We start from the raw sequence: 16,994 nt of genomic DNA, 5'->3' as shown, positions 1-16,994 counted from the left end.
CCGAGAGTCGGCCTTACTCACCCTCTGTTTCGTCTCTCTGACAGCCGTAGTTTTCGACGAAAACGTACGGTTCCGGTCGCTCGGAGTCCTCGAACACGTCGACTGCGAGAACGCTCGTTTCGATGTCCGCGTCTCGGCAGTCGGGATAGTAGTGGTAGTGTGTCTGCGAGCGCCGAGGGCGTCCACTGAGACTTGCTCGGAGGAGATACCTGCGGTCTTCGACCGTCGGCGACTCCGGAACGGAGTACGCCTCGCCTCGTCCCTCGCTCGCCGCCAACTCGAACGAGCGGTCCAACACGCGCGCCTCGTTACGCGTATCGGCGTCAGTTCGAAGCAGTTCGAGGTTCAGTAGTTGTGGTTCGGAACTGAAGTTCGTCATCGACAGTTCGAGTTGCGGCGGCTCAGACGACCCGAACGAAACGCTGCCACAGCCTGCAAGCGAGGCGAGTGAGGTCGCCCCACAGACCGCGAGCGCCTTCCGTCTGGACGTTCGACGAGTCACGCTTGCGGCGAAGAATTATCCGGTGTTAAGCCCGTTGGTGTCGCCTTCGACACGCTCTGCAGAACCGAGTGGCTACCCGAACGTCAACACGGCCAACCCGGCGAGGTATCCCGAAAGCAACACGCCGCCGTAGACGACGAACGTGACCGAGTCCGGCGGCGAGTACAGCGAGGCGTACGTGAGCACGCCGAGGAGGACGACGCCCCAGTCGCGGTGGAGCACGTTCGAGGAGACGATACCGTCGCTGACGAGTGCGACCATCAGCGCCGGCAACGAGACGGCGATGCCGACGGCGATGGGCAGAAACAGCGCCACCTCCGCCAGCCAGTAAGGGCGATACGCCGGGACGAAGCCGCTTCTGAGGATGCCGAACTTGAGCAGTTCCAAGAGTGCAGGGACGACGAGTACTGCGCCCAGAACGACGCCCAACAGACAGAGAACCGCCGAGAGGAGGTACAGCCGACCCGTCCGCGCGCGGTGCGAGCGGGTTTCCGCGTGTGCGCGCCACAGAACTGCGGCACCGGTGACGCCGACGGCCGCGAGCGCAGCCATCTGGAGTTCGACGCCCAGAGAGACGAGCGGGTCCGTCGGCAGGGCCGTCCCGGCGGGGGCATAAATGCCAAGCGCGGCCTGCTGCAGGTCGACACCGGTCGCTCGAAACGCGGCGAGCGTCAGCGCGACGACGACAGAAAACAGGAGGGCGAGTTCGCGTGCCTGCGTGCGAGCAATCCGTAGAAGGATGCCACTCCCTCTCGGTCCCAGTTCTCGCACGCTATCTGTTTCGAGGACCATGCGACGGGTATGCCCAACCGTCTTATCAACTTTCTCCCTCAGAAGTCGAGCGGACACCGACCCTGCGACTACCGACCGACCGCGCCGTCGGCGTCGCCAGCGTCGACCGACTCGTCCGTCTCTCCGGGGTCAGAAGCGTCGTCGTCGCTGGTGTCGGAACCATCACCGCTCTCGGCCTTTGAGGTCTCGCCCGGCGGTCGGGCAGGGTTGCCGACGACGACGGCGTCGGCGGGAACGTCGTCGACGACGACGGAGCCAGCGCCGACCCGGGCGTTCTCACCGACGGTGAGCGGACCGATGAGCGTCGCGTTCGCGCCGACGACTGCGCCGCCTTCGACGGTCGGATGTCGTTTGGTTCGCTGCATCGACTTGCCGCCGAGGGTGACACCGTGGTACAGGACGACGTCGTCGCCGATTTCGGCCGTCTCGCCGACGACGACGCCCATCCCGTGGTCGATGAAGACGCGTCGACCGACCGTCGCCGCGGGGTGAATCTCGACACCCGTGAGAAACCGGGCGAGGTGCGAGAGCAGGCGTGCCGGGAGGTGCATTCCCCCGTTCCACAGCGTGTGTGCGATACGGTGTATCCAGAGCGCGTGGACGCCCGGATACGTGAGTAGGACTTCGGTGCGACTCAACGCAGCGGGGTCGTTCTCCAGTGCGGCGCGTAGGTCTTCTCGGAGTCGCGTCCACGGTGACGGCATCGCTCGAAGCGTCGTCGGCGCGTACGGATAGCTGTGTGCGTTTCGTCTGGGTGGTCGGTGGGGACAGTGGGGACGGCGTGGTCGGCTCTTTCAGTCGCCTGCAGGCCGTTCGGTCCGCGAGGGCGGGAGAACGCCGTCGCCGCCAGCGGCGGAGTCGAGCGGTTCGGGGAGCACACACCGCGCCGGTTCGCGGTTGACGTGCGCGTACTCGCCGGGCGTATTCGCCAGCACGTGTGCGGGGTTCTCACGGCTGTCGATTCTCGCAGCACGGAGGTCGGCGAACCCCGAGATTCGCGCGAGGATGCCGCGCCAGTGGTTCTCGCTTCCACTGGGAATCGGCGGCGTCCCGGCGGGGTTCCACGAGGGGTCCGCCGCCGAGAGCGTCGCGGCGTTGACGTTCGCTGCGAGGTCGTCGTGGTCGATGAGAACGCCGACGCTCGCGGTTTTCGGCGCCCGCGTGGCTAACACGTCCAACCCGAGGTGGAGTGCGCGATACTCGGCGACGTTGTTGTCCGGTACGACGTCGGGAAGTGAGATGCGAGCGACCCGCACGCCGTCGCGCGTCTCGATGACGGCCCCCAGTCCACCGCCGTCGGGACGGTACGACCCGTCGGTCGCCACGTAGAACTGGCGGTGGTGGGTTCGTGGAGGATGTGCGATATGCGGGGTCGGCGACTGGTCGAACAGATTTCTGAGCGATGACCGACGGTGTGCGGCCATGTCGCACGCTTGGTAATTCTCGTACTTAACTGTATTGACGAAATGTCACGTCTATTGGAACTCGCTTCCGTGTTGCGATTGGTGATACCATAGCATATATATCGGGGTAACGCCCATGTGGTTCCATGACTGATGACAGGCAGTCACGTGTTAGCAGACGCCGTTACCTCCAGCTTGCAGGTGGAGCCGCTGCGACAGCAGCGCTCGCCGGCTGTTCGAACGACTCTGGAGAGTTGAACACCGAAACCCCCGCCGAAGGTGCAAACGACAGCGCCGGCGGTGGTGGCGGTGGCAACGACACGGACAGCAGCGACGACCAGAACAATCAGGAGAGCGGCGAGTTCGCCGTCACCATCACGCAGGGACAGATGGACTCCGGTCTCGACCCCCACGACCATCGTGAGACGACCACCGACATCATCGTCATGCAGATGTACGAGGGGGCGCTCGACCGCGACCGCGAGGGGCAGGTCATCGAAGGCCTCGCCGAAAACTACGAACAGGCGGAACCGAACCGCGTCCGTCTCACAATCCGCGAGGGCGTGACGTTCCACAACGGCGACGAACTCACCCCCCAGGACGTCGCCTTCAGTATCAACCGCATCGTCAACCCCGACGTCGGGAACCTCGCAAGCCCGCAGAGCGACCAGTTGGCGGGCATCACCGAAGCGCAGGTCGTCGACGGCGAACGCGCAGTCGACGTCATCTCCGACGGCGTCAACCCGATGGCTATCGGACTCCTCGCCAGCTACGGCGACGTGATGCAGCAGTCGTGGGTCGAATCCAACGACAACAGCTACATCAACAGCAACGCCAACGGTACCGGACCGTTCCAGCTCTCGAACTACGTTCAGGACGAGCGTGTCGAGTACACGAAGTACGAAGAGTACTGGCGTGAACCGGCGGCCGTCGACGCGCTGACCATCACCTCGGCGTCGGAGTCGAGCACCCGCGTCAACCAACTCGTCAGCGGCGAGACGGACATCATCGTCAACGTTCCGCCGCAGGAGGTCAGCCGTATCAACAGCAACGAGAGCACCCGCGTCGAAGCGGTGCCGAGTACGCGTATCATCTACAACGGGATGCGCTACGACGTCGAACCGTTCTCGAACCTGCAGTTCCGCCGGGCGATGAACTACGCAGTCGACATCAACACCATCGTCTCGGAAGTGCTGTCGGACTTCGCGGACGCGACCGGACAGCCGACGCTCGAAGGGTTCACCGGCTACAACCCGAACATCGACCCGTACCCGTACGACGTCGAGCAGGCAGAGCAACTGGTCGAAGAAAGCGGGTTCGCAGGCGCGACCATCGAACTGCACACGCCGGTGGGTCGCTACCTGAAAGACCTCGAAATCGCACAGGCAGTCGTCGGCTACATCAACGAACTGTCGAACGTCGAGGCGTCGGTGAACCAGCGTGACTTCGGTGCGCTCGCGGGCGAACTCACGACCGGTAACATCGAAGACATGCCGCACTGGTACCTCATCGGCTGGGGTAACGAGACGTTCGACGCGAGTCAGACGCTCATCCCGCTGCTGACGACCGACGGTGCGCTGTCGAGTTGGAGCAACGACCAGTTCGACCAACTCGTCTCGCAGGCCGGCCAGACCGCAAACGCCGACGAGCGCGAGAGCCTGTTCCAAGAAGCCAACCAACTCGCCCACGACCAGGCGCCGTGGATTTTCCTCAACCGGCAGTACAGCGTCTACGGTGCGAGTTCGCGTATCGAGTGGCAAGCACGCCGTGACGAGTCCATCAAGGCGTACGAAATCATGCAGCCGTAACGAACGGCTCCGAAGCTCTTTCGACCAATCATGTCATTTGCACGATTCATAATTAAGCGGAGCCTGCAGGGAATCTTCGTCGTCTGGGGTGTCGTGACGGTGGTGTTTCTCCTACGGTTCTCCACACCGGGCGACCCCATCACGTTTATCGCCCCCTTAGACGCCAGTCCGGAACTTCGGCAGCGCATCGCCGAGGAACTGGGCTTGAACCAACCGCTGTACGTCCAGTACTTCGACTATCTCACGGGACTGCTCACCGGCGACATGGGCTACTCGTACATCTCCGGGACGGAGGCGGCGACACGCATCTTCGCGCGTGTGCCCGCCACTGTCGAACTCGCCGTCGCCGCCACCGTCGTCGCTATCGTCATCTCGATACCGCTCGGCGTCATCAGCGCCACTCGGCGACACGAGCCGGCAGACTACGCCGCGACGACGTTCTCGCTCGCGGGCATCAGCACGCCGAACTTCTGGCTCGGCATCATGCTCGTGCTCGTCTTCGCCGTCCAGTTGAACTTCCTGCCCACGAGTCGGCGCCCAGTCGGCATCGTTCAAGCCGTCGAGGTGCTCGTGTTGTCGGGCAACTACGCCGGCATCGTTCTCTGGTTACAGCATATCACACTCCCGGCAATCACGCTCGGGACGTACTTCACCGCGCTCGTGACCCGGTTGACCAGAAGCGGGATGCTCGACGAACTCGGCAAAAGCTACGTCGACGCCGCTCGTGCGAAAGGTCTCCCGGAGACGCTCGTTCGCTACAAACACGCGCTTCGGAACACGCTGATACCAGTTATCACCGTTCTCGGCCTGCAGTTGGGGACGCTCATCGGCGGGGCGGTTATCACCGAGGCGGTGTTCGCGTGGCCCGGTTTAGGAACCTTGGTCATCAACAGCATCAACACCCGTGACTGGCCGCTCATCCAAGGCTGTCTCATCGTCATCGGCTCGAGTTTCGTCTTCGTGAACATCGCCGTCGACGCGCTGTACGCGTACGTCAACCCACAGGTGGTGTACGACTGATGGTCTCGCCACGTACCTGGCGGAACCTCCGTCGTGAACTCCGAGGCAGTGCGCTCGCCAAAATCGGCATCGTGCTGGTGCTGGCGATTATCCTCGTCGCGGTGTTCGCACCGTTCCTCGCGCCGTACGACCCGTATCAACAGGACCTCGGCAACTCACAAGTGCCACCGTTAGGGTTCAGCACGACAGAGAACGAGACGCGCTCGGAGATGGTCAACGGGAGCATCGAAGTCGTCGAAGAGGAAGTGACCGTCAACGCGACGCTCGCGCATCCGCTCGGAACGGACGCGCTGGGGCGTGATATGCTCTCGCGGACGATATACGGCGCGCGCACGTCGCTGCTCGTCGGCGTCTTCGGAACGATGTTGGCGGTGCTCATCGGCGTCACCGTCGGGTTGACCGCCGGCTACTACGGTGGCCGCGTCGACGACGGCCTGATGCGGATGTCCGACATCATGTTGGCGTTCCCGTCGCTGGTGTTGGCTATCGCGCTCATCGGGCTGTTCGGCGGGGTGACAATACGGATACCCGACCCGTTCGTCGTCCTCGGACTCGCACCCGAGATGCCGCCGAACATCGTCTTACCGGGAACCGTCGTTCTCGTCGTCGCGCTGGTGAACTGGGTGTGGTTCGCCCGCGTCGCCCGTGGGGAGGCGCTCAGCCTCCGCAACGAGGAGTACGTCAAGGCCGCCCGCGCTCTCGGTGCGAGCGACGGCTCCATCGTTGCGCGACACATCCTCCCGAACAGCATCACCCCCATCTTGGTGCTGGCGACGATTCAGGTCGCCGCCATCATCTTGCTGGAGAGTTCGCTGTCGTACCTCGGCTTCTCGGGGGCGAACCTCTCGTGGGGACTCGACATCGCACAGGGCCGTGACTACTTGGCGTCGGCGTGGTGGATTGCGTCGATTCCCGGCGTCGCTATCGTCTTCGCCGTCATCGGGGTCAACCTCGTCGGCGACTGGCTACGCGACGCGTTAGACCCCGGCATCGAAGGGGAAGGAGGCGTTTAGATGGACGAGATACTCAGAGTCAGAGATTTGAAGACGCGGTTCTTCACCGAAGAGGGACAGGTCAACGCCGTCGAAAGCGTCAGTTTCGACGTCCGCGACGGCGAGATATTCGGTATCGTCGGCGAATCGGGAAGTGGAAAGTCCGTGACGGCGCTGTCGGTCATCGACCTCATCGAGTCGCCCGGGAGGGTGACGGGTGGGGAAGTGTGGTACCGAAACGCCGACCTCGCAGACGAGTTCCGCGAGAAACGCTCGGAGGCCGTCGACGGCGACTTCGTCGACCTCAGACGGTTGCCGAAAGGCGTCCGCCGGTCGCTCCGCGGACCGTCGTTCAGCATGGTGTTTCAGGACCCGATGAGCAGTCTCAACCCCTCCATCACGGTGGGTGAACAGATTGCAGAAGCCGTCGAGGTCCAACGCCGCGCCCGGGCGAACCCGCGCAGCACCCGCTCACGGACCCAAGGCTACGGTCTCGGGAAGTATCTCGTCGACAGCATCGTCCCCGGCCGCGAGTACACCAGCACCGAGAGCAAAGAGCGAGCCATCGAACTGCTCGAACAGGTCGGCATCCCCGACCCGGAGGCGCGCGCCGAGGAGTACCCCCACCAGTTCTCCGGCGGGATGCTCCAGCGAGCGATGATTGCGCAGGCGTTGGCGGGCGAACCCGACATCCTCGTCGCCGACGAACCGACGACGGCGCTCGACGTGACGATTCAGGCGCAGATTCTGAATCTGCTCCGCGACCTCCAGCGCGAACAGGATATGAGCATCATCATGATTACCCACGACCTCGGCGTCATCGCACGGATGTGCGACCGCGTCGGCGTCATGTACGCCGGCCAAATCGTCGAACGCGGGACGCTCGGAGATATCTTCGAGAACCCGGTACATCCGTACACCGAAGGGCTGCTGGGTTCGATTCCGGACCTCGAAGACCCGTCACCGCGACTGTCGCCCATCGAGGGTAACGTCCCGAGTCTGCTCGACTCGGAGATGGGCGGCCGCTGTTACTTCGCGGACCGCTGTCCGAACGCGATGGAGGCGTGTCTCAACAGCATCCCCGAGTACGACACCGACAGCGGCGAGGTCGTCGGCGACGGCGCGAACGCGGAGGCGGTCCACACCGCCCGCTGTGTGCTCGCCACCCGCGAGTTCGACGCCGCGGAGGCACTCGGCGACGACTACTTCGGCGACCGAGCGGAGGCGTCGGACCCCGAAACGCCGGACGACGCCGCCGAACAGGAGGTGGTCAGCGATGCCTGAACGCCACCAGTCGACGACCGACGGCGAGCGAACTGTCACGACCGACGGCGGACGGCCCGCCACGACCGACGGCGAACCGCTACTTCGCGTCCGCGACCTGAAAAAGTACTACGGCGAGGGCAGTTCGCTGTTCGAGACACTGTTGGGCCGCGAGTCCGAGAGCGTCAAAGCCGTCGATGGGATTAGTTTCGACGTCCACAAGGGTGAGACCGTCGGACTGGTCGGCGAATCCGGGTGTGGGAAGTCGACCACCGGCGAGACGTTGCTGCGACTGCGAGATGCGACCGACGGCCGCGTCGAGTTCGACGGCGAAGACGTCTACGAGATGGATGGCGACGAGCGGACCGAGTTCCGCCGGCGCGCCCAAATCGTCTTTCAGGACCCGTTCTCCAGTCTCGACCCACGGATGACCATCGGCGAAATCATCTCAGAGCCGTACCGCATCCACGGGTTGCCCGAGGAGTCGCCCGACGACGGCCGCTCGAAGCGCGAGTGGCGTATCGACCAAGCCGCCGAACTGCTCGAACGGGTCGGTCTCTCGGCGAACCACGTCGAACGCTACCCGCACGAGTTCTCCGGCGGGCAACGCCAGCGTGTCGGCATCGCTCGTGCGCTCGCACTCGAACCGGAGTTCATCGTCCTCGACGAACCCGTGTCGGCGCTCGACGTGAGCGTGCAGGCGCAGGTCCTCAATCTGCTGGACGACTTGCAGGAGGAGTTCGGCCTCACCTACCTGTTCATCGCCCACGACCTCTCGGTGGTTCGCCACATCTGCGACCGGGTGGCGGTGATGTATCTCGGCAACATCGTCGAACTCGGCCCGACCGACGAACTGTTCGACGACCCACAGCATCCGTACACCCGAGCGCTGTTGGAGAGCGTGCCGCGGGCGGCGGTGTCCGAGAGCGGCCGACACGTCGAACCGCTGGCCGGCGACGTGCCGAGTCCGCGGAACCCGCCGAGTGGCTGTCGCTTCCGGACGCGCTGTCCGCAGGTCATTCCACCGGGCGACGTGACGCTCTCACAGGAGGCGTATCGGGAGGTGATGGACCTCAGAGACCGCCTCGAACGCGACGAGTTCGACGCCGAGGCGGCGTGGAGTCACGCGGACGAGGAGGCCGACAAACCGGGGTTCAAAAGCCACCTCCGCGAGGAGTTCTTCAGCCACGAACTGACCGGCGACGACGAAGCGGCCGTCGAGCAGGCGCTGGAGGCGCTGTCGAACGGCGACACGGAGGAGGCAATCGCTATTCTCCGCGAACGCTTCGAGAGCGTCTGCGAGACGACGCGGCCGCTACTGCAAGAACGCACGCATCCGGCGGCGTGTCACCTCTACGAGCAACCGGCCGACGCGCCCGTCGACCGCGAACCGGTCCGAGCGCATCCGGAGTCCGGCGTCGTCGGAAACGACGAGACGGGCGCAGAGGCGGACTGAACCGTAGCGTCCTGCGGCGGGGCCTGCACCGACGAGGCTAAAACCGGTTTGCCACGCCGCAAACGAAAGCTACAGGCCCCCTGCCCGACCAGATTCGGCGTGACTCAGACACGGAACGCACTCCTGTTTCTCTTCTTGGCGGCCGTCTGGGGGTCGGCGTTCATGGCAATCAACGCCGGGTTGGCGTCGTTTCCGCCGGTTCTCTTCGCGGCGCTGCGATACGACATCGCAGGCGTACTGATGCTCGGCTACGCGGCGTACGTCGTCGACGACCCCGTTCCGCGAACCCGCAAGCAGTGGACCGTCGTCGCCATCGCGGCGGTGTTTCTCATCGCGGCGTACCACGTCCTCCTGTTCGTCGGTCAGAACGGTCCGGTGACGAGCGCCACCGCGGCGGTTCTCGTAAGTCTCAGCCCCGTGCTGACGACGGTGTTCGCTCGGGCGTTGCTCCCGAGCGAACGTCTCACCGCCGTCGGCGTCGTCGGCTTGTTGCTGGGACTGGTGGGCGTCGCCGTGCTCTCGGAACTCGACCCGAACAACCTGCTCGGCGGCGCGACGGTGTCGAAACTGCTCGTCTTCGGGGCCGCGACGGCGTTCGCGTTCGGGAGCGTCCTGACCCAGCGCATCGACGACGGCCTCCCGATAGAGACGATGGAGGCGTGGGCGATGCTCGGCGGCGCGGCGCTGATGCACGTCGTCTCGCTCGGGATGGGCGAGTCGGTCGCCGAAATCACGTGGACGACGCGCGGCGTCGCGGCGCTTCTGTACCTCTCACTGGCGGCGAGCGCAATCGGCTTTCTCGTCTACTTCGACCTGTTGGACCGACTGGGCGCTATCGAAATCAACCTCGTCTCCTACGTCGCTCCGATTTTCGCGGCGATTTCGGGGTATCTCGTCCTGCAGGAGTCGCTGAATCCGGAGACGGCGTTCGGCTTTCTGCTCATCTTCGGCGGGTTCGTGCTGTTGAAACGCGATGCGATACGCGAACAGTTGGTCGGGCGACCGGCCGAGATGTCGTAAGCGTCGGCGTCCTTCGACTCTTTCGCGCTACTCCGCTCGCTCGGCTTCGACCACTTCGCCGACCATCGACCAGCCGTCGTCTTCCAGGCCTTTTCGACCGAGTAGCACCGATTCGTTGTCCTCGCTCGTGATGAGTCGGTACTCGGCGTCGTCGTCCTCACACGTTCCCTCGCCTTGGAACTCCTGCTGGAAGAACTGCGTTCCCGAGAACTGGTAGACGGCGGTGGAGTCGTCCGAGAGCGTGAGTCGAACGGGTTTCGGCGAAACGTTGTGGATGCGCTTTGCGATGGGGTTGAGGTCGGCCATATCGGCCGAACAGTCGGCGTCGCGGGTAAAGAATCGGTCGGAGGCGAGTAGAACTCAGTCGAACAGTGCGGCGAGGTCGTCGTCGTCGATACCCGCCGAGAGCGCCAAGAGGAGTTTGATTCGTGCCTTCGAGGTCGGCAGGTCACCCGAGAACAGCGCACCGTGTTCGCGGAGCGTTACGCCGCCGCCACCGGTGCCGTACACTTGGTCGGTCGGCCCAGCGTGACATCGCGAACTGACGACGACAGGGACCGTCTCGACGGCGCGTGCAACGGCGTCGCCGAGACTGCTGGCGACGTTACCGAGACCCGTTCCCTCGACGACGACACCGTCGGCACCGGCGTCGACCGCTCTATCGAGTTCGTCGCCGGTGACACCGATGCCCGAGTGGACGACTGGGACCGTGGCAGAGGCGTCGGCAGCGGCCGAGACCGGAAGCGACGCGGCCTCCGAGGACTCGCTCTCGGCGGCACGGTGGACGTGCGTCTCCGACCGTGTGAACGAGGCGACCGGGCCTTTCCCGGGGGATTTGAACGTCGAGAGCGCGTTCGTGTGTGTCTTCTCGACGTCGTGAGCGAGGTGGAGTTCGTCGTCGAAGGCGACGAACGCACCGGAAAACCGGTGCGAAGTGGCCGCTCTGACCGCCGTCAGGAGGTTTGCGGGCGCGTCGCTTCCGACCTCGTCGAACCGGCGCTGTGACCCGGTGACGACCACCGGAACGTCGGCGTTGAGAAGCAACGAGAGCGCGTACGCCGTATCCGCGAGCGTGTCGGTTCCCTGCGTGACGACGAACCCGTCGGCGTCGGTGGTTTCGACGGCTTCAGCGACGGCGGCGATGTCGGCGAATCGCATGTCGAACCCCGGATGTGAGGATATTTCCTCGGCGGTAACCGTCGCGTAGTCGTCGAGTTCCGGCACCGCTTCGAGCAGGTCTGCGCCGCGTTTCGCCGGGGCCGCCCCCGTCTCGCTCGGTTCGCTGGCAATCGTCCCGCCGCAACTGAGCACGCGTACGTCTGGCATAGCCGACTCTCACGCGCCCGCCGGTTGACTGTTGTGCAGGCGGAGGTTTTTGTGGTCGCCGTTGGGGGGTCGATGCCGTTCCGAGAGAGGAGTTCGCACGAGCCGTCACCGCGCCCACGAGTCCTCACGCACGATGATAGGTCAGATTCGACAGATTACGCGCTCCAATTCGTTCAATTCGAGAGAATACTCTACCCAGCAAGACAGTCTTTCGAGAGTGGAGAAAAAGGATGAGAGAGCTCGATAAACTTTTAACTCTTTTCTCAGGACTTCGTGAAAGGTCAGTTAGGAAACTGGTCAACGCTAAAACTGACCGAACTCGGCTCAACGCTCTCCCCCCTATATGACCCCTTGAGTTATACGAGAAAGTGAGAGGTCCCATGTCCAACTCCTCCCCACTCAAGAACGAACGCCCCCGCCAATCGAACAGCGCCGTCGACGAGTTCTCCAACAGTCTCGGTGCCCGCATCCTCACGCGGCCGGTGCAGTTTACGGCCTTCTGGGCCGCAATCGCGCTGCCGTTCTTCTACATCCCGCTCATCGCCGGCGAGACGGTGTTCGGCGCGGGTATGGAACTGCTGCCCGTGCTGTTCGTCGCAAACATCGTCGCCCTCGTGGTCGGTCACGGCCACAAGCAGTAACGCTCCCACCACGGCCACGGTTCCCCCTCCCCCGACTTCCGTGGGACCTGCCGCCCTGTGGTTCCCCCGCTGCTACGACGTCTCTCTGTCTCTCATCTCCTTTCGCTCTCTTCGCCACTCCACATCTGTGAGTTCCTCTCGTCCGGTTCTCTCCTCCTGTGCACGTCCTTTCTGTCCACTCTCACGTCGTCGAATGCGGGGTACTTTAGCGCCCACTCCACGCACGTTCGGGCATGTCTCTCGATACGGTTCCGCTCGGTCGCACCGGGACGAAGGTGAGCAAACTCGCGTTCGGGACGTGGCGTTTCGGGCGGCGAAACGACGACGGTGACCTCGAAGTCGGCCGCGAGCGAGCCCACGAGTTGCTCGACGCCTACGCCGACGCCGGCGGGACGTTCATCGACACCGCCGACATGTACGGCGAGGGACGAAGCGAGGAGTATATCGGCGACTGGTTAGCCGAGCGGGACCGCGAGGAGTTCGTCGTCGCCTCCAAAATCTACTGGCCGACGAGCGACCACGCGAACGGCCGCGGGCTGAACCGCAAACACCTCCGCAACAACGTCGACGAGATTCTCGAACGACTCGGAACCGACTACGTCGACGTGTTGTACGTCCACCGATGGGACGACGACACCCCCGCCCGCGAGTTCATGCGGACGCTCGACGAGTTCGTCCGCGACGGGAAAGTGAACTACCTCGGCGCGTCGACGCTCGAACCGAACGCTTGGAAAGTGGCGATGGCGAACGAACTCGCCGACAAGCGCGGCTACGAACCGTTCTCGCTGTCGCAACCGCGGTACAACGTGGCAAATCGCGAGATAGAAGGCAACTACCTCGACATGTGCGAACACTACGACGTCGGCGTCGTCCCGTGGTCGCCGCTGGCCGGCGGCTTCCTGACGGGCAAGTACAGCCGAAACGAGAGTCCACCGAAGGACTCGCGGGCGGCCAACGACCAGCAGTTCGCGGACTCGTATCTGACCTCCGAGAACTTCGACGCGCTCGAAGCCGTCGAAGCCGTCGCCGAGGAAGTCGGCGCGACGCCCGCACAGGTGAGTCTCGCGTGGTTGATGCACCACGACCAGGTGACCGCGCCCATCGTCGGCGCGCGAACCCCCGAGCAACTGGAAGAGAACCTCGTCGCAAGCGATATCTCGCTCACCGACGCGCAGTTCCACCGACTCGCGGACGCGAAATCGAACTGAGAAATCGGATACGTCGAGAGAGCGAACCACCCGGCCTCGCACCCGAGACACGCGCCGCGGTCCCAACCGATTTGTGTCGGCGTCGGCAACGGAATCTCATGAGCGACAGCGAATCGGAATCCGAAGTCGGTGTCGAGGAGTGGCGCACGCAGGTCGAAAAACAGCGAGAACAGAAGAACGACTTCTTCGCCGACCACCCGCAGTCACCGATTCCGCCGGAGAAACGAGAGGAGTTCGACGGCTTGGAGTACTTCGACCCGGACCCCGACTACCGCGTCGAGGCGACGGTGACGACGCACGACCAACCCGAGCCCGTCGAGATGGAGACGACGAACGGGCCGAACGTCCGCTATCTCCGCGTGGTGACGTTCGAGTTCGAAGCCAGCGGTGAGACGCAGACGCTCGCGGGGTACCGACAGGAGTCCGACGACTCACAGTCGCTTTTCGTCCCGTTCCGCGACAAGACGACCGGACAGCAGACGTACCACGGTGGCCGATACATGGAGTTCGAGCCGAGTCGGGAACTCGAAGACGGCGACGAGGTGGTACTGGATTTCAATCTCGCGTACAGCCCGTTCTGCGCCTACAGCGAGACGTTCGCCTGTCCGCTTCCGCCCGAAGAAAACTGGCTGGACGTGGTGATTCCGGCCGGCGAGCGCTTCGAGGGGTGATTCTCTCGGACGCCGCTACGGCGTCGTCTCCGCCCGCGTTCGGTCCGCTCGGGAAGCGGCCGCGTCCAGCGCCGCCGCGTATCCACGGCCGTAGATTCGCACGGTGACGACACCGACGTAGAAACTGACGAGCGGGGTCAAAAGCACCAACGCGAACTGAACGAGCGGAACCGCCGCGACGACGCCGAGGACGGCGTTGATACCCACCGAGAGAACGAACGCGTAGAGCCACTGTACCGCGTACTCACGGCTGAACGCGACACGTGCGATGCGGCCGAACTCGAACCCCGAGCGGACCGAACCTTCGTAGGCGACGTTGAGAGCGGCAGCGATGCCGAAGTAGCCGAAGACGAGCGAGAGAAGCATCGAAACGAGTAGTCCGGCGACGACCCCGAGCACGCTCACGCCGAACGCCACGTCCCCGTTCGTCAACACCGGGACGAGAACGAAAACGGCCGTGAGCGCGAACACCAGTATCGGGACGAGTTGGTAGGCTAAGAGAACGGCGGCGGCTTTCGCCCCGTCGACGAACAGCGTCCCCCAGTCGGTGAACGACGGGGGCGTCTCGTCACCCTCCATGGTCCGGCGAGCGACGCGGAGGTAGTAGCCCAAAATCAGAAACAACGGAAACAACAGCAGAAAACCGACGAACGTAACGAGCGCACCGACGAGTTGCGTCGTCACCCAGTCGTCGGCCGTCGTCGGGTACCGGAGGTCGGACTCGATGTCGATGCTCATCTTCTGTCGCAATCGTGGGCAAGCGACGACATAATCGTTCCCCCGATAGCGCCTTGGAGTCCGGAAATCGACGTCTGCTAGCGGTTCGCACCGCATCACACTCACGAGACGAAAACGAAATCCATTATGCCGGGGACGATATAGCCGGAGTATGGACGTTACACGGAACGGAACTCTCGGCCTCGGAATGATGGTCGTCGGAACGCTCGGCTTCGTGCCGACCGCACTGCCATCGTCGACGTTCGCCGGCGTCGTCGGTGGCATCATCCTCGTCGTCGCCGCAGCACTGCTCACCGCCGGCACGTACCTCGTCGGCACCGACGTCACCGGCCGCTCGGTCTGAGACCACGGGTTCGATTTTTCGCCGACAACCCTCCGAGAGCGGCTGGTTCGTCCGACTCGTCAGTCCAACCCAGCAGTCCAGCACGCCAGTCTACCCCGTCAGTACGACCGGCGAGCGACGACTCGTCCCGCCTCGTCACGGACGACGACTTCGTCGCCGCCGTTGTTCCAGACTGGCCCGCTGGCACCCCAGTAGACGGTTTCTCGGGTGTTCTCACCGTCACCGGTTCGTAGCGTCACCGTCGCGGCGGGGTCGAGGGTAAACCCATCGGGGAAGCGATACTGCTTGCCTGCCTCGTCGGTCACTGTCCACCCCGTCAGGTCGAGCGTCTCGTCGCCGGTGTTCTCGAAGACGACGTACTCGTCGCCGAGATTCTGCCGGTCGTCGCCCGCAGCGTCGGCGTGGACGGACGCGACGACGAGCGACGAGTCGCCGCCGTCGACGTCGGATTCCACAGTATCTGAGTCGTCGGCCCCGCCGGTCGCACCGGTCGAAGACGCTCCGGCATCGGTCGCACACTCCCAGAGTCCTCGCCTCTCCTGCTGTACGCTCGCTTCGGCGTCGTAGTAGCGCTCGCGGGCGGTAAACTGGCTGTCGTAGACCCGGGCGTAGCCGTCGGCGACGAGACCGTAGTTGAAGTCCTCGCCACCGACGACGACGTAGACGAGTAGACGGTCGTAGTATCCCCGTCGCGGTTCGTTCGCGTCGAACCGGAGCGTCACCTCTTCGTCGAGCAGCGTCTCCGTCGTGTACTCGCTGGCCCGTTCGCCGTAGTCGTTCAGACAGGCGCGACCCGCCTCGGTGTCGGGGACGCCCTCGAAGTCGGCCGGGTCGCTCTCGCCGTAGGTTTCGGGCGTGTCGACGCCGAGGAGACGAGCGGTGTCGCGGGTGCCGTTGGCGTAGACGATTCGAATCGTGTCGCCGTCGACGACGTCGACGACAGTCGCCGTTCGTTCCGGACCTTCTCCGGGTAGCGGGACGTCGCCGGCGGCGGGCGAGTCGTCACCTGCCGAGGGCGGTGACGGAACGCCGAGACACCCGGTGGTGAGAAAGAGAACACAGACAGCGAAGACGACTACTCGTCGGCGAATCGAGGCCACAGCGCGGATACGGAGGGATGGTATATCATTCTCGCGTCGACGATTTTGCGTTGACGACGCCACGTCGACGGTCTCCCGCCGACGGTCGGCCCTTCGAGAAGCGACGACGAACCCGAGTTGCGGCGAGTTCGTCGCGTCAGGAGAGTCGACTGTACCAGAAGCGGAGCCACTCCGAGAGCGGACCGCGTGTTCCTTCGATGTGGACGCGGACCGTCCCGTCGAATCGCCACCGAGCGATTTCGGCGTCCGACTCCATCCGCAGGGGGACGTCGACTTCCAACTCCTCGAATCGACACTGAATGGTCTCCTGTCGGTCGATTTCGGTGTCGATAACGTCCTCTATGACGTCGAACCACGTCTGCCCGGCCGCCGGCCGACCCACAGGTGTTCGTTCGGCGTCCGTCGCGGTGTTCGAACCCATCGGGTACAGATAGCCCGTACCGGGGCTTGTAACTTCGCCCGAAAACTCGTCCACCGAGAAATGGCGACCGGCCGTCGCTACGAGAAGCGCGACTCCCGCCGCACTCATTGTCGCAGCGGCCGCCGCACGAACGAGTCTCGTCTGGAGTATCCTGCTTAGGTGTCTCCTACTATCAAAATCTCGTTCGACTGAGTGTCTTACGAACTGGCTAATACTCTCACGTCGTGTCCGAAACTCATGCTCGCGAGAGGGTGCGCCACCCGTTATTTCAGACTCTCTTACAGTATCTT

At 64.0% G+C, this 16,994-nt stretch carries 19 protein-coding genes; 10 read left to right on the top strand and 9 right to left on the bottom strand.

Going from position 1 to position 16,994, the window contains the following annotated elements; all coding sequences use genetic code 11:
• Positions 1-13: 13 nt before the first annotated feature.
• From AUR64_RS14585 to AUR64_RS14570, 4 genes are all read right to left on the bottom strand, one after another.
• Positions 14-502 carry a hypothetical protein gene (locus AUR64_RS14585; RefSeq protein WP_058582658.1) on the bottom strand — a complete coding sequence of 163 codons (489 nt, stop codon included), beginning with the start codon at positions 500-502 and terminating at the stop codon, positions 14-16.
• A gap of 72 nt (positions 503-574) precedes the next feature.
• The gene (locus tag AUR64_RS14580; RefSeq protein ID WP_058582657.1) at positions 575-1,294 is read right to left on the bottom strand and encodes a twin-arginine translocase subunit TatC; all 720 of its coding nucleotides are present in this window, start codon (positions 1,292-1,294) and stop codon (positions 575-577) included.
• A 68-nt stretch (positions 1,295-1,362) separates the two neighbouring features.
• Positions 1,363-1,998, bottom strand: a complete 636-nt coding sequence (gene cysE, locus AUR64_RS14575) for a serine O-acetyltransferase (protein WP_082230802.1) — start codon at positions 1,996-1,998, stop codon at positions 1,363-1,365.
• Between the two features lie 90 nt (positions 1,999-2,088).
• On the bottom strand, positions 2,089-2,718 hold the full coding sequence (locus AUR64_RS14570; protein WP_058582656.1) for a hypothetical protein: 630 nt from the start codon (positions 2,716-2,718) through the stop codon (positions 2,089-2,091).
• A gap of 125 nt (positions 2,719-2,843) precedes the next feature.
• On the opposite strand from AUR64_RS14570, the gene AUR64_RS14565 reads away from it, so the two are divergent.
• The 6 genes from AUR64_RS14565 to AUR64_RS14540 all read left to right on the top strand — a co-directional run bounded on the left by AUR64_RS14565 (position 2,844) and on the right by AUR64_RS14540 (position 10,256).
• Positions 2,844-4,505: an ABC transporter substrate-binding protein gene (locus AUR64_RS14565; RefSeq protein WP_082230801.1), complete on the top strand. Its 1,662-nt coding sequence runs from the start codon at positions 2,844-2,846 to the stop codon at positions 4,503-4,505.
• A 30-nt stretch (positions 4,506-4,535) separates the two neighbouring features.
• Positions 4,536-5,525: an ABC transporter permease gene (locus tag AUR64_RS14560; RefSeq protein WP_058582655.1), complete on the top strand. Its 990-nt coding sequence runs from the start codon at positions 4,536-4,538 to the stop codon at positions 5,523-5,525.
• Positions 5,525-6,538, top strand: a complete 1,014-nt coding sequence (locus AUR64_RS14555; RefSeq protein ID WP_058582654.1) for an ABC transporter permease — start codon at positions 5,525-5,527, stop codon at positions 6,536-6,538. Before AUR64_RS14560 ends, AUR64_RS14555 begins: the two co-directional genes overlap by 1 nt.
• Positions 6,539-7,801, top strand: a complete 1,263-nt coding sequence (locus AUR64_RS14550) for an ABC transporter ATP-binding protein (protein ID WP_058582653.1) — start codon at positions 6,539-6,541, stop codon at positions 7,799-7,801.
• Positions 7,794-9,236 carry an ABC transporter ATP-binding protein gene (locus AUR64_RS14545; protein WP_082230800.1) on the top strand — a complete coding sequence of 481 codons (1,443 nt, stop codon included), beginning with the start codon at positions 7,794-7,796 and terminating at the stop codon, positions 9,234-9,236. The genes AUR64_RS14550 and AUR64_RS14545 overlap by 8 nt, the downstream gene beginning before the upstream one ends.
• Before the next feature lie 99 nt (positions 9,237-9,335).
• Positions 9,336-10,256 (top strand): DMT family transporter, encoded by a 921-nt coding sequence (locus AUR64_RS14540; RefSeq protein WP_058582652.1) that lies wholly within the window; start codon positions 9,336-9,338, stop codon positions 10,254-10,256.
• 27 nt (positions 10,257-10,283) lie between these two features.
• On the opposite strand, the gene AUR64_RS14535 is transcribed toward AUR64_RS14540, so the two are convergent.
• Together AUR64_RS14535 and AUR64_RS14530 are read right to left on the bottom strand one after the other, a co-directional pair.
• Positions 10,284-10,562, bottom strand: a complete 279-nt coding sequence (locus AUR64_RS14535) for a hypothetical protein (protein ID WP_058582651.1) — start codon at positions 10,560-10,562, stop codon at positions 10,284-10,286.
• Positions 10,563-10,616: 54 nt separating this feature from the next.
• Positions 10,617-11,582: an asparaginase gene (locus AUR64_RS14530; protein ID WP_058582650.1), complete on the bottom strand. Its 966-nt coding sequence runs from the start codon at positions 11,580-11,582 to the stop codon at positions 10,617-10,619.
• Between the two features lie 380 nt (positions 11,583-11,962).
• On the opposite strand from AUR64_RS14530, the gene AUR64_RS14525 reads away from it, so the two are divergent.
• The 3 genes from AUR64_RS14525 (at position 11,963) to AUR64_RS14515 (ending at position 14,102) form a co-directional block, all read left to right on the top strand.
• Entirely contained in the window at positions 11,963-12,223 is a 261-nt protein-coding gene (locus AUR64_RS14525; RefSeq protein WP_058582649.1) for a hypothetical protein, read from the top strand.
• Positions 12,224-12,456: 233 nt separating this feature from the next.
• Positions 12,457-13,431 (top strand): aldo/keto reductase, encoded by a 975-nt coding sequence (locus AUR64_RS14520; RefSeq protein ID WP_058582648.1) that lies wholly within the window; start codon positions 12,457-12,459, stop codon positions 13,429-13,431.
• A gap of 98 nt (positions 13,432-13,529) precedes the next feature.
• Entirely contained in the window at positions 13,530-14,102 is a 573-nt protein-coding gene (locus AUR64_RS14515) for a DUF1684 domain-containing protein (protein WP_058582647.1), read from the top strand.
• Between the two features lie 15 nt (positions 14,103-14,117).
• On the opposite strand, the gene AUR64_RS14510 is transcribed toward AUR64_RS14515, so the two are convergent.
• Positions 14,118-14,840 carry a DUF4013 domain-containing protein gene (locus AUR64_RS14510; protein ID WP_058582646.1) on the bottom strand — a complete coding sequence of 241 codons (723 nt, stop codon included), beginning with the start codon at positions 14,838-14,840 and terminating at the stop codon, positions 14,118-14,120.
• Between the two features lie 151 nt (positions 14,841-14,991).
• Here AUR64_RS14510 and AUR64_RS14505 point away from each other — a divergent pair, with 151 nt between their 5' ends.
• A complete protein-coding gene (locus tag AUR64_RS14505) occupies positions 14,992-15,183 on the top strand; it encodes a hypothetical protein (protein WP_058582645.1) in 192 nt (63 codons plus the stop codon).
• A 98-nt stretch (positions 15,184-15,281) separates the two neighbouring features.
• Here the strand turns inward: AUR64_RS14505 and AUR64_RS14500 are convergent, their stop codons facing one another.
• Positions 15,282-16,283, bottom strand: a complete 1,002-nt coding sequence (locus AUR64_RS14500) for a lamin tail domain-containing protein (RefSeq protein WP_240479615.1) — start codon at positions 16,281-16,283, stop codon at positions 15,282-15,284.
• Positions 16,284-16,419: 136 nt separating this feature from the next.
• Positions 16,420-16,704, bottom strand: coding sequence for a hypothetical protein (locus tag AUR64_RS19660; protein ID WP_240479614.1), 285 nt, complete (start codon positions 16,702-16,704; stop codon positions 16,420-16,422).
• Positions 16,705-16,994 lie beyond the last annotated feature (290 nt).

This window comes from Haloprofundus marisrubri (assembly GCF_001469955.1).
In the GTDB taxonomy this organism is placed as follows: Archaea; Halobacteriota; Halobacteria; order Halobacteriales; family Haloferacaceae; genus Haloprofundus; species Haloprofundus marisrubri.
The sequence above is the reverse complement of the archived record's forward strand: the minus strand, read 5'-3'. Positions and strand labels throughout refer to the sequence as shown.

Bases quoted from the DNA above. Each gene is read 5' to 3' on its own strand.
- AUR64_RS14580 (WP_058582657.1), bottom strand. From the start codon at position 1,294: ATGGTCCTCGAAACAGATAGCGTGCGAGAACTGGGACCGAGAGGGAGT.
- cysE (WP_082230802.1), bottom strand. From the start codon at position 1,998: ATGCCGTCACCGTGGACGCGACTCCGAGAAGACCTACGCGCCGCACTG.
- AUR64_RS14570 (WP_058582656.1), bottom strand. From the start codon at position 2,718: ATGGCCGCACACCGTCGGTCATCGCTCAGAAATCTGTTCGACCAGTCG.
- AUR64_RS14565 (WP_082230801.1), top strand. From the start codon at position 2,844: ATGACTGATGACAGGCAGTCACGTGTTAGCAGACGCCGTTACCTCCAG.
- AUR64_RS14560 (WP_058582655.1), top strand. From the start codon at position 4,536: ATGTCATTTGCACGATTCATAATTAAGCGGAGCCTGCAGGGAATCTTC.
- AUR64_RS14555 (WP_058582654.1), top strand. From the start codon at position 5,525: ATGGTCTCGCCACGTACCTGGCGGAACCTCCGTCGTGAACTCCGAGGC.
- AUR64_RS14550 (WP_058582653.1), top strand. From the start codon at position 6,539: ATGGACGAGATACTCAGAGTCAGAGATTTGAAGACGCGGTTCTTCACC.
- AUR64_RS14545 (WP_082230800.1), top strand. From the start codon at position 7,794: ATGCCTGAACGCCACCAGTCGACGACCGACGGCGAGCGAACTGTCACG.
- AUR64_RS14535 (WP_058582651.1), bottom strand. From the start codon at position 10,562: ATGGCCGACCTCAACCCCATCGCAAAGCGCATCCACAACGTTTCGCCG.
- AUR64_RS14530 (WP_058582650.1), bottom strand. From the start codon at position 11,582: ATGCCAGACGTACGCGTGCTCAGTTGCGGCGGGACGATTGCCAGCGAA.
- AUR64_RS14525 (WP_058582649.1), top strand. From the start codon at position 11,963: ATGTCCAACTCCTCCCCACTCAAGAACGAACGCCCCCGCCAATCGAAC.
- AUR64_RS14520 (WP_058582648.1), top strand. From the start codon at position 12,457: ATGTCTCTCGATACGGTTCCGCTCGGTCGCACCGGGACGAAGGTGAGC.
- AUR64_RS14515 (WP_058582647.1), top strand. From the start codon at position 13,530: ATGAGCGACAGCGAATCGGAATCCGAAGTCGGTGTCGAGGAGTGGCGC.
- AUR64_RS14510 (WP_058582646.1), bottom strand. From the start codon at position 14,840: ATGAGCATCGACATCGAGTCCGACCTCCGGTACCCGACGACGGCCGAC.
- AUR64_RS14505 (WP_058582645.1), top strand. From the start codon at position 14,992: ATGGACGTTACACGGAACGGAACTCTCGGCCTCGGAATGATGGTCGTC.
- AUR64_RS19660 (WP_240479614.1), bottom strand. From the start codon at position 16,704: ATGGGTTCGAACACCGCGACGGACGCCGAACGAACACCTGTGGGTCGG.